We start from the raw sequence: 16,934 nt of genomic DNA, 5'->3' as shown, positions 1-16,934 counted from the left end.
AAACAAAATTAGGCGCGCTCTTTTAGCTAATTGCTAAAGGAGCACGATATGAATAGAGAGCAAAAATTAATTGGGGCATTTAATCAAAATGATCAAGGTTTTGCTGAGGTGCCTCAAAAAAAGTCGGGAGTGTTTATTTCGAGACTATTTAACGGGGATGCGTCAGGTTGTGCGCATTGTTTTCCTCATGGCTATGAAACGATTAACTGTCATCAAAAAAATTATCAAAGAAGCTGGAAGCGACATAGAAAACATCAATGGAAAACATAAATATTTTATTTATTTGTAGTCGTAATCAATGGCGCAGCCCAACCGGTGAGCAAATTTGGAGACGACAGGCGGGCGTGAATGCACGCTCAGCAGGCACTAGCCCTAAAGCAAAACGCACGGTCAACATGAAAGATATTCAGTGGGCCGACATCATTTTTGTGATGGAAAATAAACATAAACAACGCTTAATGGCCGAGTTTACTCAGCTATTAGCGCATAAAACCGTTCATATTCTCGATATTCCAGATGAATATCAATATATGGACAGCGAGCTTGTCGACATCTTAACGCACAGTGTGAGCGCGTATTTAAAAACCGCTTAAAGAGAATAAAGAGGGTACTGTCATGTAATGCCATCTAAGCACAGTCATATTGTTTTTTAGTTCTGCAAATGAACAGTCTTGCTGTGCCTCAATTTTATTGTAATCACACATATAAATTTAGAAATTGATGGATTTAAAACATGAAATTTAAATACCCTCGTACCCCTCACTTACCTTGGTCCCCGGGTGCGTCTAGTGATGACATTCATCACAAACACAGTGACCATTTTGTTGGTAAACAGGTCATCATCACAGAAAAGATGGATGGTGAAAATACAACGCTATATCGCAATGCAATTCACGCCCGCTCGTTAGATAGCCGTTATCACTCTTCGAGAGCTTGGGTAAAAGCACTGCAAGGGCGTATTGGTTATCAAATTCCTGAAAATTGGCGTATTTGCGGTGAGAATTTGTTTGCTCAACACTCAATTGCGTATCAAGCATTAGAAAGTTACTTTCTAGCGTTTTCAATATGGAATGCGCAGAACATATGTTTAGCTTGGGATGAAACGATTGAGATATGCAACCAACTCGGTTTATCAACCCCAGCTGTACTATATCAAGGCATTTGGTGTGAGAAGAGCATTCGAACACTTGTTATAAACACACAACAGCAAGAGGGTTATGTCGTTCGAATTGCTGATAGGTTTCATTTCGATGACTTCTCAATTCGTGTTGCTAAGTGGGTACGTACCAATCATGTGATGACAAATCAGCATTGGATGCACAGTGAGGTTGTGCCAAATCAATTAGCCTCTCAAAGCGGAAAGAAGGAAGAGCCTAATGGATAAATTAACAGCTTGGTTAAATAGCTTGGCAAGTGCTCATACACCCAGTTTCGCAGAGTGTGTACAAATATTAGGGGCAAAGTTTCCTCTATTGCATGACCTTGCTCGCACAGAGCAAGATGCAATTTGGCACGCTGAAGGAAATGTGGCGATACATACTGAAATGGTGCTACAAAGCCTTTATACATTACTAGGCTCAATGGAACCAACAATAGTGGGACGCCAGCGGCAAACGCTAATTTTAGCGGCTTTACTGCATGATATTGCAAAACCAATGGTCACTAAGCGTAAACACATTAGCAATAAGGCGCGAGTTGTGGCGCCTAAGCATGAAAAATTAGGTGCCGACTATTTGGCTGTAAGGCTAATGGCATTGCCCTTAGCGCATACAGTGGTTAAAGACGTGTTATCTCTGGTGGCCTATCATAATATTCCTAAATTGCTTGTGATCCGAAACGCAGGCTTTGATGCTTACTTTAAGTTATCTTTAGAAATCGAATTGTCTATGCTCTACTGGTTGGAGATGGCGGATATGCAGGGCAGGGTTTGTCAGGATCAAAACGAGCAGTTAGATATTCTGGAACAGTTTAAAATGTTTGCTGAAGAGTATGCGTTATGGTCGATTGACGATCCTCGCTCAGAGCAGTTAAAGCGAATTCAAGTGAAGCAAAACCCGCGAGAGCAGGATTATCTCAATGCCATCGCTGTTTCTCAATTGGCACATGGTGAGATCTCAGTCATTGAAGAAGCAATTGCTAAAAACTTTCAAGCTGCTCAGAACTATGCTCATTTATACATTATGTGTGGGGTCAGTGGCAGTGGTAAGTCGACTTGGATATCTCAACATTTAACAGATTTTGAACTTGTTTCACTTGATGAAATTCGTAAAGAGCTCAACGGCAAGAGAGCATGTCAGAAAAATAGAGGACAAGTATTACAATTAGCCAAAAGCCGACTGAAATCTGCGTTGGCAAATAAACGTAACGTCGTATGGGATGCCACCAATATTCGGAAAGACTTCCGTAAACTTGTTTGTGATTTCGGTGTAAATTATGGCGCGTTAACAACACTGGTTATTTTTCATAAGAGTGAACAGCAGATCCGTGTAGGCAACCGTAACCGGGAGTACATCGTTGATGAAGAGATAATTTCTAAACAAATTAGTCGATTCGAATGGCCTTCAGCTACAGAGGCCCATCGAGTAATGTATGTGGTTAATTAATATTAAAGTACAAAATCAGGCTCTTTAGTGGGCTTGATTTTTACACTAAGAAATAACCCAACGCATATCAGGGTTCACCACTAAACAACAAGTGATAAATAATATAGGTACATTTGAAATTAAACTCGTTCTATAATCTGCAAAAATAATAAAAGTAAGAGTTCCTTGGAACATGGAAATTTCTCTCGAAACTATTCAGCAGTTAGCACCAGATCAAGCATCAATTACAGCTGCAAAAAAGCTGTTAAAGCCAGCAAAGTGGCCTGTTCTCGGCCAGTCTAATGAGAACAACACTATTTGGGGAGAGTGTCAGGGGTCTGGATCTAAGCCATACTACACTGTGGCTGATGTCGTTGAGCATGGCTACAAATGTACCTGCCCTTCAAGAAAGTTCCCTTGTAAACATGTTCTTGCGCTATTTTGGCAGTTTTCAGATTCAAGTGATTTATTTAGCGAAACTGAACTGCCTCAATGGGTTATTGAATGGCTAGGCCGAACTAAAAGGACACCAGCCTCACCAAAGTCATCTGACAACACGATCTTGCCTCAAAAAGACGTTTATGCTGTCGAACCACAAGCCAAGACTCTTTCTTCTGAAGAGGTTGCCAAAAAGGAAGCTGCACAGGCCAAGAGAGCCGCATCCAATAAGGCCAAGACCGATGCTAGCATTAGTGATGGACTACTTGAATTTCAGCAATGGTTAGACGATCAATTACTAAATGGGATCAGTACTTTCATTAAAGAAATTAATGAGCGATGCCGACGTATAGCAGCACGTTTAGTTGATGCAAAAGCCACTAATTTTGCAGCGCAGGTCGATGAATTACCTGCAAAGATCTTGCCTTTACCTGCAGCTTCTCAACCAGATAAGGTATTCCAAGAGCTAGGAAAACTGGCACTATTAAGTGAAGCATGGTTTACCGATTGTGACGATAAAGATATACGCCGTATTATTGCAACCAGTGAAACGCGAGAACAAGTACTTGCAGATCCCGCATCATTAAAGATCACCGGTATTTGGCAAACAGTAGGTGAACGAATTCAATCAAGGAAAAGTGGCTTAATTGCACATGAAAAATGGCTTGTGAATCTAGATGATCCACAGACACCTCCTGCACTTTTGCTAGACTTTTACCCTGCTGCTTCAGGTTATAATCGTCCAGTACATAGTGTTGGCTGCCAACTTGAGGGTGAAGTTATCTTTTACCCTGCGAAAATACCTATGCGAGCTTTATTAGGTCAGTTTCAAACAGTAAAAAACCAGCGAGTAGCGACGCAGAGTAATTCACAGAGTTATATTGAAACGTATCAAGCACATCTCAATATCTCCCCTTGGATTGCGCAGTTTCCTGTCAACTTAGGCAAAGGTAAAGTACTACAAGATAATCAGCACCGCTATTGGTGGTCATCATTACAACAAGAGTTGATCATTGCATTAAAGAACAAAGATATAAACCCTGTCATACTCGGCAGTGAACTCGAGCAAGCATTTATCATTTCAGATGGCACAGAAGCTGATCTACTCAGCGTAACAACAAAAGACTGGGGAGTGATTGCATGCTAGCACAAATAAAACAAGAAATAGCTCAAATTGAGTCCCTATATAAACGCTGGCTTGTCGGTGGGAACACAGTCAGTATTACTACTCATTGCGTACCACAAAGCTGGCAATTAAATTGTAAAGAATTGAGCCAAGCAGAGTTACGTCGCCATGCGCTAATTTGGGCTTCTCAACAGCGCAGCTGGATGTTATCTCATAGTGCTCCACAGCAACTAGTTGAGAAGTCAGCCTTACCTCGTTTGACACTTCCTGTTATAGCTCAACCTCATCGTACACGGTTTGTTAGCTGCCTCAACCTATTGGAAAAACAAGGCGTCAGTATTTCATTTCTTTTGAACTTGTTAACAGAGCGGGGTGTGAGCGTTCACCCAGCTGATTGGTTACCTAACAAGGCTGAAGAGTTACCATCAGAATATTTTCCTTGGCTCTTCTGGTCAGCTAATTACACACAAGACCAAGGCAGCACCCGTCTTACTGGTTTAACCTCTACTAATTGGACTGAATTTTTGCCAACGCATAGACTCGTTATATTGCGTAAAATGCGTTCAGAAGACCCTGCACAAGCACTAGCGTTGATCCAACAGTGTATTAGTAATGAAACGGCGCAACAGCGTCTTAAAATCATCAACATATTAGCGATTAACCTCAGCGAAAATGACAAAAGTTATTTAGAGAGTTTGCTTAACGAGCGATCTCAAAAAGTCGCACTGTTAGCCAAACATCTACTTTCTAGAATTGGCCCTAACCATGCGCTCAAGGACAGTAAGGAGCAAATACAGCAGGCTGCAGAATTAGCCGATTGGTATGAGGTAAAAACAGTTGGTCTACTGCGAAAATCAAAGGTAATCCAACCTAAGTCACTAAAAAGTAAAAAGCAGCAGAGTTTACGTTCCGAGTGGTTGGAGCATATTTCTCTTACTGCGCTTGCTCAAGCCTTGGATATTGATCTTCAAACTCTCATTACAGGCTGGCAGTTTAATAAAAATAGACAATTCGATAATCAAGCGTTTATATCCAACGCGGCACAAAGCCTACCAAACGAAATGATCTACGGTCTACTAAACTCATTACTTGAGTGCTTACCTGAATGTTTTGAGTTAATTTTTTACATTCTTCCCCGCCTAAGCAAAGAGCTGCGTATCAAGGTGATGATGACTTTGTTAAGCCACAAAAAGTCAGAGTTTCATTTCTATAATTGTTTAAATTTTATTGAGCGCCCCTGCACTCATATAGAATGGCAGCAGTTAAAAAATACGCAGGCATGGTTAGTTTTACTCGCTGATATTAGAGAGCAATTAAAAGACAATAGCTACCTAGAAAGTCAGCACAGTATCCGAGAAATATCAGCATTGGGGCTAATGGTTGATGAACACTGCGCCCAGCAAATACTCAATTCGCTTTTAGAACTCGGTGTCATGACCACAGATCCTTTACTAGATGTGCTCAAACTAAATATTCAACTATCACAAACAACAACTGATCAGATTTAACCTAATAAGGAAATTAATATGAGTGGTATCCTTCGCCAGCCAGCTGAAACAATTTATCAAGCTGAATTAAATGCACTTAAAGCTGAAGACATTGGGAATAAACCTGATAATTGGGCGTTAACTCCGCAGTCTGTCGTTACTTACCTGTTGGGCGGTACAACTAAAGCTGGTCAAGAAATCACGCCTAAGTACATAGGTAATAGGCGTTTAATTGAAACAGCAGTAGCGACTTTAGCGACAGACAGAGCATTATTATTACTTGGTGTCCCAGGTACAGCTAAGTCATGGGTGTCTGAGCATTTAGCCGCTGCTATTTGCGGTAACAGTACGCAAGTTATTCAATGCACCGCAGGTACTGATGAAAACCAAATTCGCTACGGTTGGAATTACGCACAACTTTTAGCAAACGGACCAAGTACAGAGGCTTTAGTTCCTACCCCCCTTTACCGAGCCATGGAATCAGGGACTTTATGTCGACTAGAAGAACTGACTCGTATGGGCTCAGATGTACAAGATACGCTCATTACCGTTTTATCAGAAAAAATGTTACCTATTCCTGAACTTAATGAAGCAGTGTATGCAAAAAAGGGATTTAACATTATTGCTACTGCAAACAATCGCGATAAAGGTGTTAACGATTTATCTTCAGCATTAAAGCGTCGCTTCAATGTGGTGGTTTTACCGCTACCAGACGATATGGAGCAAGAGATTTCGATCATCTCGAAGCGAGTTTCTGAAATGAGTGCAAGCCTTGATTTACCCGTTCCAAAAGATGCACAACAGGAAATCGAAAAAGTAGTGACGATTTTTAGGGAGCTACGAGGGGGTGAAACACTAGATGGTAAAATAACACTTAAAACACCGACCGGTAATTTATCTACTGCAGAAGCTATTGCTGTAATGGTTGGCGGCCTGAGCCAAGCTAATTGGTTTGGTAATGGTAAACTTGATGCTGAAGGGATCAGCAGCAATTTGGTTGGTGCCATTGTCAAAGATCCAGTACAAGACAAAGCAGTGCTGGAAGAGTACCTAGAAACTGTACTTAAAAAGCGCGCGGGATATGCAGGTTACTATAAGAACATAAACGAAGTACTCTAGGGCAACATTATGTCGAACATCCATTATTTTGGTATTCGCCATCATGGCCCGGGCTCCTGCAAACGCTTACTGGCAGCATTGGAGGCATTACAACCAGAATGCATCTTAATTGAAGGCCCTACTGATTGCTCAGAGTTATTACCGCTACTTGCATCAAAAGAAATGCAATTACCGGTAGCCTTACTAAGCTATGCGACAGACAATACTAATTGTAGTATTTACTATCCATTTGCGGAGTATTCTCCAGAATACCAAGCCACCTTATTTGCTATAGAAAACCAGCTAGAATTAGCTTTTATTGATGTCCCAGCCAATATCCAGTTAGCCAAACAGCTGCAGTACCTTGAATACGAACAGCTTGAGCCAAATGATGACACTAATACAGAAATAGAGCGAGTGGCTGGACAAGCTAAGTCGAAAGAATTTGTCGCGGATCCCATTGGGTGCTTGGCAAAGCTTGCAGGATACCAAGATGGCGAAGCTTGGTGGAATGATTTGATAGAGCAAAATACCTCAAACGACGAAGCCATTTTCGCGACAATTGAAAGTGCAATGCGGTCACTTCGTAATAGCATTAGCGAGGATCATCCTAATCTACAGTCTGACTTAGTCCGAGAAGCATATATGCGGCTTGAAATTGCAAAAGCCAAGAAAAAGACAAGTGGACCTATTGCAGTAGTATGTGGTGCTTGGCATGTGCCAGCATTAAAAGAGAAACATACAGCAAAAAGTGACAAAGAACGTGTTAAGAGTTTACCTGCAAAGCTGACAGCCAAAAAAGTCAAAGCCACTTGGATACCTTGGACTTCTGCGAGGTTATCAAGTCAATCAGGTTACGGTGCAGGTGTAGCCGCTCCTATGTGGTACCAGCATCTTTGGCAACAACAAGACAATGTAGACAGTTTAGAGTTATGGCTGGCTAAAATCGCCAATGAATTACGTGAGATAGGTCACATTGTCTCAACAGCTAGCGTTATCGAAACCATGCGCTTATGTCGTAGTTTGGCCACTGTACGAGGAAGACCAAATACGGGATTTGAAGAAATTCGTGAAGCCGTGATCGCCTGTTTATGCTTTGGTGAAGCCTCGTTATGGCAACAAATTGAATCGCAGATCCTACTTGGTAATCAAGTTGGAAAAATTCCAGCTAATGCACCTTTAATTCCGCTAATAGAAGACTTACAACTACAACAGAAAAAGCACAAATTAAAACCTTTAGCCTTACCCAAAGAACTATCGATAGATTTACGCAGTCACGCAGGGCTTGGGAGGTCGACGCTACTTCACCGCTTGAACATCTTAGATATTCCTTGGGGATCTCTTAAAGGTACAGGTACTAGTAGAGGCACATTTAGAGAAAAATGGGAACTCGCGTGGCAGCCAGAGTTTTCGGTTAAGTTAGTTGAAAGCCTAGTGTACGGTAATACGATCGAGCAAGCCGCATCAAGTAAAATAATTGAACAAATGCTCAGTGAGAGCAATCTAGGTAAGCTTGCTGCAAATATCAGTCATTGCCTTGAAGCACAATTGCACAATTCAGCAAGTAAAGGGCTCATATTATTGGAAAAACGCGCAGCACACACCAGTGATTGTGTTGAAATTCTTACTAGTATAGCGCCTCTCATTGATATAAGCCGTTATGGCACTGCCAGAAACGTCTCACTCGGACACGTTGAATTGTTGATTGAACGGCTAACGATTCAAGGGGCACTCGCAATGCCTTATGCTTGCCGGAATTTAAACGATGATGAGGCTTGGCATTACCGCCGGGCGATAAGTGATGCACATAATGCATTGTTAATCACCGATTGGAGTGAACCTGTCTCTAGTCAATGGTGGCAAGCCTTGGCGGCAATTGTAGATAGTGCTCAAAGCTCTGTGCTACTAACCGGTCTAGCGGCTCGGTTATTGTATCAAGCTGAGCGTTTATCAAATGATGAACTCTCTCTCTTAATGGGTAAAATGTTGTCTCGAGCCGTTGCTCCAGCGCAAGCAGCTAAGTATTTTGAGGGATTCTTTAGCGATGCTATTGATCGACTGCTTTACGATGACATGCTACTAGATGCTATCGAAAACTGGCTCGTAGAACTAGATGAAGAGGTATTCGTTGAGTTTTTACCTCTATTCCGACGTATATTTTCCGCACTTGATGCTATGGAAAGAAAACGCCTAATTGATCGTGTTTTGCAAGGGCGTGATAACGGGCAACTGAGCGTAACAATCAATGAAAATGCCCTAGCAAGTTGGCCTAAACAACAAAAAAGACTCGCTTCACTAATAAAAAGGGAAAGACTGTGGCCACAATAGAGCAGGATACAAAGTTGGTGAAAGACCAAGATCTAACAGGTCATAAAGACCGTCGCTGGCGTTTAGTTTTAGGAGCAGACTCAGAAGAATCAAATAATTTATCCGATGCCGATCGTCGTCTTTCCTATGCATTAACGGCTCTATATGGCGGCGAAGAACTAAGAAAAGGTCGTGGCAGCCTGTCACGCTCGGCTCCAAAGGTTTCTAAGTGGCTCGGAGATATAAGGGAGTTTTTCCCTTCAAGTGTTGTTCAAGTAGTACAACGCGACGCATTTGAGCGCTTAGGCCTGAAAGAAATGCTAATGGAACCTGAATTTCTTTCAGCAATAGAGGCAGATGTACATTTAGTTGCAGATCTTGTCAGTTTGCGATCTGTTATGCCCGATAAGACTATAGAGACTGCTCGACAAGTAATAAATAAAGTAGTGGCTGAACTCATGGCGCGGCTAGAACAAAAAACAGCGGAGTCAATTAGGGGAGCCATCAATAAATCTAAAAGAACCTTTAGACCTAGGTTCAATGATATTGATTGGCATAGGACGATCCAATCTAACCTACGCCATTATCAGGTAGAGCAGCAAACTATTGTGCCAGAAAAGTTGATAGGTTTTATGCGCCAACAACGGAGAATAGTTGACCTAGATGAAGTCATACTATGTGTCGATCAATCAGGCTCTATGGCAACGTCTGTAGTTTATAGTTCTATTTTTGCTGCAGTCATGGCATCTATTCCCGCCATCAAAACAAAACTTGTCTGTTTTGATACAGCGGTTATTGATATGACTGACGACCTTGAAGACCCTGTAAACGTATTATTTGGTGTACAGTTAGGGGGGGGCACCGACATTAATCAAGCTGTGGCATATTGCGAAGAAAAAATAGAAAGACCCTCAAAGACTCATCTTATTTTAATTACAGACTTATACGAAGGTGGTGATGAGCAGGCGCTCAAAGCCCGAGTGGCCAATTTAGTGCGACAAGATGTTAACGTAATCACATTGCTAGCCCTAAGTGATGATGGAAAACCTTCTTATGATAGAGAGTTAGCTTCAGACTTTGCTGCGATTGGTTCTCCGGTTTTTGCTTGTACACCGGATCAATTCCCAGATCTCATGGCAACTGCGTTGAAGAGGGAGGACGTACTTAGTTGGGCAGCTGATCAAGATATCAAAACTATACGGGCCTCAGAGTAACACCTAATACTTATATTTATTCACATATTGCCTAGCAGTAACTCTATGCTTTACTGGTCACTGCTAGGTTTATCGCTTTCAGTTTTTGATTTAACCTATTCAAAAAATCGACTCACCAGCTAATTTCTTCAAAGCAAACTTTCCCCGTTCAGATACTGCTTTCGAAGTATCTCGCGAGAAGTATTTAGCCAAGTGGTAAGCTCTTCCATCTAAGCTATCCAAGTTACCAATTAACATTTCAGCTGATACTCTACGAACAATAGAAGAGGGGTCATGCGCGGCTTCCTCAATGAGCTGAGAAAGTAGTGGCTCTACGGTTAAAGACCGAGTTTTTATTACTGGTTTTAATTTACCTTCTCCATAGCGCTTATCTGTCCATACCCATTCTCGACCGTGATACCAACTTACTTTCTTTTCAAGTAAAAAACGAAATGCCTTAGCTCGAAGCGCTGGCTGAACAGAACATTTCGCTATTTCTGCTAGATGAGAGTCAAGAATATCTATACGGCCGATTTGAGTTAAGATTCGCGAAAGAGGCCCTGCGTTTTCTTTAATAAGCAACTCTTTAACTTTGTTAAACACTTCGTCGTTGTATAAAACGCATAACAATAACTCTTTGCTTTGTTCATTAATCCTCTGCCAAGAAGTCCAATGTTGAAAAACATAAATCAATGCCTTGGCTACCTCATTGGGGTCGGTATTATTTATGGCTGTCTCTAAAGTACCTCTTGCGGCATCACGAACCTGTGGTACCCAGTCATTAAGGCGCCTTAGAAACAAAATGACAAAAAAGCTATTGGGCAACCCAGTATTAGCCGCTTTTAAAGCGTACTCTCGTCGGTGGCCATCCCAACTACACAGGTCTAATACTGAGATGGATGGCTGTTTCCATCGTATAGCCCCCCAAAAGCGCCCCCCCCTTGGTTCACTGACTTTGTCATGTAGAAAACGTATGTGCCGCTCCCAGAAATCTATATTCTTTAAGGGAATAAGTACTGTTATATTTATTACAGCTGAGAGCTTGAATGGTACCTTATTAGCAAAGCTTTGGGGTTGCCCCTCAAATGCTTTTTGCAACCTACTTTCTAATTCATTCCTATCTTTGTGTTTCATTGCGTTGACTCATTGATTAAACATGCTCGAAACAAAGTATTCAAAGCATCATACTTGATGTCTCGCTGTTCATACTGACCAGAAAATTCTGCGTGTCTGGCTAACTCAGATTCGATAAATGCATTTATTTCTGGTACTGCAGGTGCATACTCTTTCTCTTTACTGACTTTTTTACGCGCGAGTAGCTCAGAGATTGCGTTGTCTAATGCTGTATTATCTGTCACTAATTGACGTAGAGTTTCAAACTCAATCGGTGCGGGCTGCTGATAGGTTTCTAACCATTTAATAGCCAACAATGGTCGTAATACGTAAAAGTACTTCTTAAGTGGTACCAAGTCCTTTTTTAAGTATTCACGAAAGTTACCCTGTGCCATATGCAAATAGTGATATTTACTTTTTATGGTTGAAGCAATTTCAGGCATAAGCGCACGGGCTTGCTTGGCAAAGAAGCCATTGTCAACATAGACAATAGGTGATTGTAGCCACTCTATAAACGCAGGATTTGATTTCCAATACAACTGCAGCGCTTTACGAATATCCCAGCCATTGATATCAATTTCATCGACAATCGGGTATTCGATCACATCTCTTTTCTGCTCTAAATCGACCGACAAATACCACTGCTCTTTATGCATATAAATAAAGCGTACGTCATAATCGCTATTGGGACTAGCAAAGCCCCACGCACGACTACCAGACTCCACGGCAAACAACACTTTTACATTGTGTTCTTGTTCGGCAGCAGCAATACGACGTAATATTTCTGTATGAACAGACTCTTCGATCTGTTGGTGACAGGTGCTATTTATTGTTTCAACTTTCATGGTAGTTTTACTTCTTCTTTTTCTAATAAGGTTTGTTTAACGCATGCCAATTCAGCTTGTCGAATAAACTGTCCGATCTCTGACCCTTGTTTCTGCAAAGATAAAGCATGCTGCACGATCGCTTTTGTATCGAGCTCAGAGAGGTTTTTAAGCAACAATAATGCTAAGCGATATTGTGGGTAGTCTTTTTGCTCGAATGTTTGACCTCGACCTTGCGCATCACACAAACAGGCTTGCAAGAATTGCTGGAACCGTTCAGGTTTCTTAACTGCATCCATAGTTTCAACAATTAATTTATGTACTTTGTTCGCTTTCATCTCAAACAGCTTGTGACAACGGGTATGATTGTCGCTAGTGAGTATTGCTAATGTTCTGAAGCGCCCTGGTACGTTAAGACGCTGACAAAACTTGTTTATTACTTCTATACCAGCTTGTTCATGGCCAAAAAAATTGCCCTGCTTCTGAAAGCTCACAGGCTTGCCAAAGTCATGGGTTAATGCTGCAAAGCGCGTTGGCAGATCAAAACTTAAATTTGCAGCGCGTTTTAGTGCCAGCATGGTGTGAGTAAAAACATCACCTTCAGGGTGATACTTGGCAGGTTGTGCTAACCCAACCATTGCCTCTATCTCAGGAAAAATGCCCAGACCATTTAATGTTTGAAAGTACAGGTGAGGGTGCGGCTCAGAAAGTGCTTTTGCAGTTTCTGCCCATATACGCTCTGGTACCAGATACTTTAATTCGCCATGATTTTTCAAAGTCTGCATTAAGTTTTGTGTTTCCGGCGCAATTGACCATTGCTCGCCAAAACGGGCCATAAAACGTGCTACACGCAGAACTCTAACTGGGTCTTCTACGAAGGCGTCAGTTGTGTGTCGCAGAACCTTGTTTTGTAAATCAGAAAAGCCATTAAAAGGGTCTACCAAGCTATTATCCTTGCCAAGTGCCATAGCATTAATTGTTAAATCTCGACGAGCCAAATCCTCTTCTAATGTCACCTTGCTGCAGGCATCGATTGAGAAACCTTTATAGCCATAACCCTTTTTTCTTTCGGTACGCGCTAATGCATATTCTTCTTTAGTTTTTGGATGAATGAAAACAGGGAAATCTTTACCAACTTGTATAAAGCCAAGCGACAACATGTCACTAGTTGTGGTGCCTACAACCACATAGTCTCGGTCATTAGGTGTTTTACCAAGTAATGTATCTCGTACCGCGCCGCCGACTAAGTAGGTATGGTCTAATATTTTCATGATCCCCTCTGGGCTTGACCTGTAACAAGTTCAGTTGCTCTAAGTTGAGGTTAAAGAAATGCGCCAAACATGCTGACTCTCTTGTTGTATGTTTATCTCTTTCTTGGTTATTTGCTGTATTACTTGAGCGTTCGTTAGAGTATGTAAACTGGGTTTAGAGGTTGTGAAACTCCCACTGCCAGCCAGCGCCATGAGCACTAATAATTGGTCTGCTAAATAGTGTTCTACCTGTGAGTTTGACTTTAAAAAGGCCTTTACTCGCCCAGCGCAGCGTTTCGCTATATTTTCTGCAGAAGTACCGAGTTCTCCAACGACTTCAAATAAGTGCGTATGGCTTTGACTCTGTATTTTAATTTGTAAGCTGTTACCTGGCCCTGGAGACTGCACATGATTGATTTGGCAATCAGCATTAGGCCAATTAAGCGCTTTCTTCGCTGCATTCATTTCACGCATTGCGATGCTATCAGGTAACTGACTCACAAATCCTGCGAGCTCAGTATTGTTTGTGTTTAATTGACCAACGTCCGGCGCTTTGCCTATTTTAAAGGGCTTTAATTGTTTTGTTGGGTTGATCTTGATCTGCCACTTCCCACCACCGGCAGGGTAAAACCCTAATTGTGATACTTCAATGTCACTTTGAACGCCCATTGCATTCAAGATGGGTAAATAGCTTTCTTTAAAAAAACATAACGAAGGTGACATGCCATTGTGTGTACCTCCCTCGAATGTCACTGTCGATATCCCGTTGGCAAGTGCAAGTACAGGCATAATAGTTTGACACACTAAAACAGTACTGCCAGCTGTACCAATTGCAAACTGATATTGACCCGCTTTAACCTGTTTAGGTTGAAAGCGAATATGAGATGACCCCAACTCAGCGCCTTCTACAGCGGCATCACAAATGGTCTGTGCCGCCAATACTGAAGTTAAATGTTGGCGCATGAGCCCCGGCTTTTGTCGATTAGCTCTGATGTTGATTAACTCAATTGGTTGTTGAGTGAGCATCGATAATGTCAATGCGGTTCTTAATACCTGCCCTCCACCTTCACCCTGTGCGCCATCTATGGTTATATATTTCATAATTCTTATCCTTTTACACATACAATTTGCTTTAGCGTGTATACCACTTCTACGAGGTCTTTTTGTGCTGCCATGACTTTTTCTATGTCTTTATATGCATGAGGTATCTCATCGATCACGGCTTCATCTTTGCGGCATTCAACCCCTTGTGTCGCGTCAATTTGATCTTGTATGTTGAAGACCTTCTTGGCTTTTGTTCGGGACATCACACGGCCAGCACCATGACTGCAACTATTGAAACTGTCTGGGTTCCCTAATCCTCTGACAATGAATGATCGAGCACCCATGCTACCTGGAATGATCCCCATCTCGCCTTTTTGTGCACGCACCGCGCCTTTACGTGTTACAAAACAATCTTTACCAAAGTGGTGCTCGCGAGAGATATAGTTGTGGTGGCAATTCACCGCAAGGTCCGCTGTCTCAAATGAAACAGGTAACACCTTTCTGAGTGCGTTAATTGCATTGAACATCATAATTTCTCTATTTTTGGCTGCGAAATCTTGTGCCCACTCTACTGCTTCGACATAATCATTAAAGTACTCGCTCCCTTCTGACAGATAAGCGAGGTCCATATCGGGTAAATGCATTTGGTGGCGTTGCATTTCTTTCTTAGCGAGTTCAATAAAGTAATTACCTATCCTATTGCCCACGCCACGGCTGCCAGAGTGAAGCATTATCCAAACTGCGTCATGCTCATCTAAGCATAATTCTAAGAAGTGATTACCTGTCCCCATGGTACCTAAGTGATTTACATGATTACTTTTCTTTATTGCCGGGTGCTTTTGGCAGATCCGCTCAAAGCGTACCTCAAGTTTTTTCCATTCATCAGCGACTAGCTCTGGGATGTTATGCCAGGCACCGCGATCACGCTTGCCTTTTCTACCCCCTGTTCTCCCATGGGGTACTGCAGCCTCAAAGGCATGGCGGATCCCTGCTAAATTATCGGGCAGTTGGCTCGCTGTAAGCGTGGTTTTTGTTGCCACCATTCCACAGCCAATATCAACACCTACCGCAGCAGGGATCACAGCATCAACAGATGGAATAACACTGCCTATGGTGGCACCTTTACCCATATGCACATCAGGCATCACTGCGATATGCGAATGCACAATTGGCATTGCAGCTATGTTTTTTAATTGAGTTTGCGCTTGTTCTTCAAAAGGGACACCTTTCGTCCAAGCTTTAATCGGAGCATGGTCCGTGGTTTCTATAATATTAAAATTTTTACACATATTTTTCTCGTTATTGTCTTTATGCATTAAGTGAGTTTAACGACACCATTCATTAGTCCATCTAGCCCACCATAAACGGTTAAGCTATCAATGCGATCTGCTACCTTCTCTAATGCTTCTAGTTCTTTAAGTCGCATTAGTGTTGGGTTGTTTTCCATTACTTTTGCCGTGTTATGTAAACTTCGGGTAGCGGATGTTTCTTCTCGGCGTTTAATGACATTAGCCTCCGCTGCTTTTTGCGCTTCCACGACCTGATTTAAAATGGCCTTCATTTCGCCCGGTAAAATGATGTCTTTTACCCCTACGCTTTTGAGTTCAATGCCGATATTTGATAGTTGCGTCGTCACAAGTTCTTTTACAGTTTCATTGATATAAAGCTTGTCTATTAGAATGTCGTCGAGTGATTTAGTACCGACGGCTTCTCGAAGCGCTAATTGCAGCGTCTTGTATATATATTCATCTAGCTTATCTACACTGCTTGCTGCGATCTGAGCATCTTTAATTTGAATACTGGCGCTCAAGTTGATACGCAAACTCACCCTGTCTTTACTTAAAATCTCTTGCCCAGATACTTCGAGTATCTGAGTGCGACAATCGAAATTTTTTAGTTCAACTTTGTTACTCAACTGCCAAAAGCCATAGTTACCAGGTGGAAGCTGTTCTGCCAATTTGCCATCTATATACAAAAGGCCAACATGATCTTTGGGTACCGACAGGTCAGCGATTGGTTTGGTTGCAACAGTGTTTTCACTTCTTATTAAACGTGAGGCGCTATTGGCTCCAGCTCGCATAATTAGGTTAAACACTCTGTTTTCTATAGCTATTTGGTTTTTTATAGAAACTTTATCAAGGCGAATTTCACCTGTGTCTTTCCATAGATACAGATGCTCACTTGGGGCCACTATGCCTTTGAGTTGATCATTCACATATAAAATACCAACTTGGTCATTATCTAATTTCCAGTGCTCAATTTGTGTTTTTAACACTTCACTATTACGGTAAAGTCGTTCTACATTTGGCAGTGAAACGAACAATTCATTGATATCGAAAGAGGTAAAATCAAGTTCATTTTTAATATCCCAAAGGGTGTGTTTACCCGCGTTTAGTATTTTGATTAACTCTTGGTTTTTAAAGACTAGAAGTCTTTGATTTTCATTTACAGTTTGTGTTTTTCTTAACATGT

Annotated in this window: 15 protein-coding genes; 9 read left to right on the top strand and 6 right to left on the bottom strand. The window is 41.8% G+C overall.

All coding sequences use genetic code 11. From position 1 onward, the window contains the following. The first annotated feature begins 48 nt into the window (after positions 1-48). From ABMY35_RS02730 to ABMY35_RS02690, 9 genes are all read left to right on the top strand, one after another. Positions 49-270 carry a hypothetical protein gene (locus ABMY35_RS02730; RefSeq protein WP_349284915.1) on the top strand — a complete coding sequence of 74 codons (222 nt, stop codon included), beginning with the start codon at positions 49-51 and terminating at the stop codon, positions 268-270. Beyond that, positions 258-593, top strand: coding sequence for a phosphotyrosine protein phosphatase (locus ABMY35_RS02725; protein WP_349284914.1), 336 nt, complete (start codon positions 258-260; stop codon positions 591-593). Before ABMY35_RS02730 ends, ABMY35_RS02725 begins: the two co-directional genes overlap by 13 nt. 140 nt (positions 594-733) lie before the next feature. After that, positions 734-1,384, top strand: a complete 651-nt coding sequence (locus ABMY35_RS02720; protein WP_349284913.1) for an RNA ligase family protein — start codon at positions 734-736, stop codon at positions 1,382-1,384. Next, positions 1,377-2,603: an AAA family ATPase gene (locus tag ABMY35_RS02715; RefSeq protein WP_349284912.1), complete on the top strand. Its 1,227-nt coding sequence runs from the start codon at positions 1,377-1,379 to the stop codon at positions 2,601-2,603. Before ABMY35_RS02720 ends, ABMY35_RS02715 begins: the two co-directional genes overlap by 8 nt. A 172-nt stretch (positions 2,604-2,775) precedes the next feature. Next, positions 2,776-4,167 carry an SWIM zinc finger family protein gene (locus ABMY35_RS02710; protein ID WP_349284911.1) on the top strand — a complete coding sequence of 464 codons (1,392 nt, stop codon included), beginning with the start codon at positions 2,776-2,778 and terminating at the stop codon, positions 4,165-4,167. Beyond that, a complete protein-coding gene (locus tag ABMY35_RS02705; RefSeq protein ID WP_349284910.1) occupies positions 4,161-5,654 on the top strand; it encodes a DUF5691 domain-containing protein in 1,494 nt (497 codons plus the stop codon). The genes ABMY35_RS02710 and ABMY35_RS02705 overlap by 7 nt, the downstream gene beginning before the upstream one ends. Before the next feature lie 18 nt (positions 5,655-5,672). Next, positions 5,673-6,752, top strand: a complete 1,080-nt coding sequence (locus ABMY35_RS02700) for an AAA family ATPase (RefSeq protein WP_349284909.1) — start codon at positions 5,673-5,675, stop codon at positions 6,750-6,752. A gap of 9 nt (positions 6,753-6,761) precedes the next feature. Continuing rightward, positions 6,762-9,059: a DUF5682 family protein gene (locus ABMY35_RS02695; RefSeq protein ID WP_349284908.1), complete on the top strand. Its 2,298-nt coding sequence runs from the start codon at positions 6,762-6,764 to the stop codon at positions 9,057-9,059. Continuing rightward, the gene (locus tag ABMY35_RS02690) at positions 9,047-10,252 is read left to right on the top strand and encodes a VWA domain-containing protein (RefSeq protein ID WP_349284907.1); all 1,206 of its coding nucleotides are present in this window, start codon (positions 9,047-9,049) and stop codon (positions 10,250-10,252) included. Before ABMY35_RS02695 ends, ABMY35_RS02690 begins: the two co-directional genes overlap by 13 nt. A 99-nt stretch (positions 10,253-10,351) precedes the next feature. Here ABMY35_RS02690 and ABMY35_RS02685 read toward each other — a convergent pair whose 3' ends face one another. The 6 genes from ABMY35_RS02685 to ABMY35_RS02660 are packed head-to-tail and all read right to left on the bottom strand — an operon-like array spanning position 10,352 to position 16,932. Next, complete coding sequence (locus ABMY35_RS02685) at positions 10,352-11,365, bottom strand: hypothetical protein (RefSeq protein ID WP_349284906.1); 1,014 nt, start codon at positions 11,363-11,365, stop codon at positions 10,352-10,354. After that, positions 11,362-12,189, bottom strand: a complete 828-nt coding sequence (locus ABMY35_RS02680) for a nucleotidyltransferase domain-containing protein (protein WP_349284905.1) — start codon at positions 12,187-12,189, stop codon at positions 11,362-11,364. Before ABMY35_RS02680 ends, ABMY35_RS02685 begins: the two co-directional genes overlap by 4 nt. Next, complete coding sequence (locus tag ABMY35_RS02675; protein WP_349284904.1) at positions 12,186-13,439, bottom strand: multifunctional CCA addition/repair protein; 1,254 nt, start codon at positions 13,437-13,439, stop codon at positions 12,186-12,188. Before ABMY35_RS02675 ends, ABMY35_RS02680 begins: the two co-directional genes overlap by 4 nt. A gap of 39 nt (positions 13,440-13,478) precedes the next feature. Next, positions 13,479-14,519, bottom strand: a complete 1,041-nt coding sequence (gene rtcA / locus ABMY35_RS02670; protein WP_349284903.1) for an RNA 3'-terminal phosphate cyclase — start codon at positions 14,517-14,519, stop codon at positions 13,479-13,481. 5 nt (positions 14,520-14,524) lie between these two features. Continuing rightward, a complete protein-coding gene (locus tag ABMY35_RS02665) occupies positions 14,525-15,751 on the bottom strand; it encodes an RtcB family protein (protein WP_349284902.1) in 1,227 nt (408 codons plus the stop codon). Between the two features lie 26 nt (positions 15,752-15,777). Continuing rightward, the gene (locus ABMY35_RS02660; protein WP_349284901.1) at positions 15,778-16,932 is read right to left on the bottom strand and encodes a slipin family protein; all 1,155 of its coding nucleotides are present in this window, start codon (positions 16,930-16,932) and stop codon (positions 15,778-15,780) included. Positions 16,933-16,934 lie beyond the last annotated feature (2 nt).

This window comes from Pseudoalteromonas sp. BZB3 (assembly GCF_040104455.1).
GTDB lineage: Bacteria > Pseudomonadota > Gammaproteobacteria > Enterobacterales > Alteromonadaceae > Pseudoalteromonas.
This window is presented reverse-complemented; position numbering and strand designations above follow the sequence as displayed.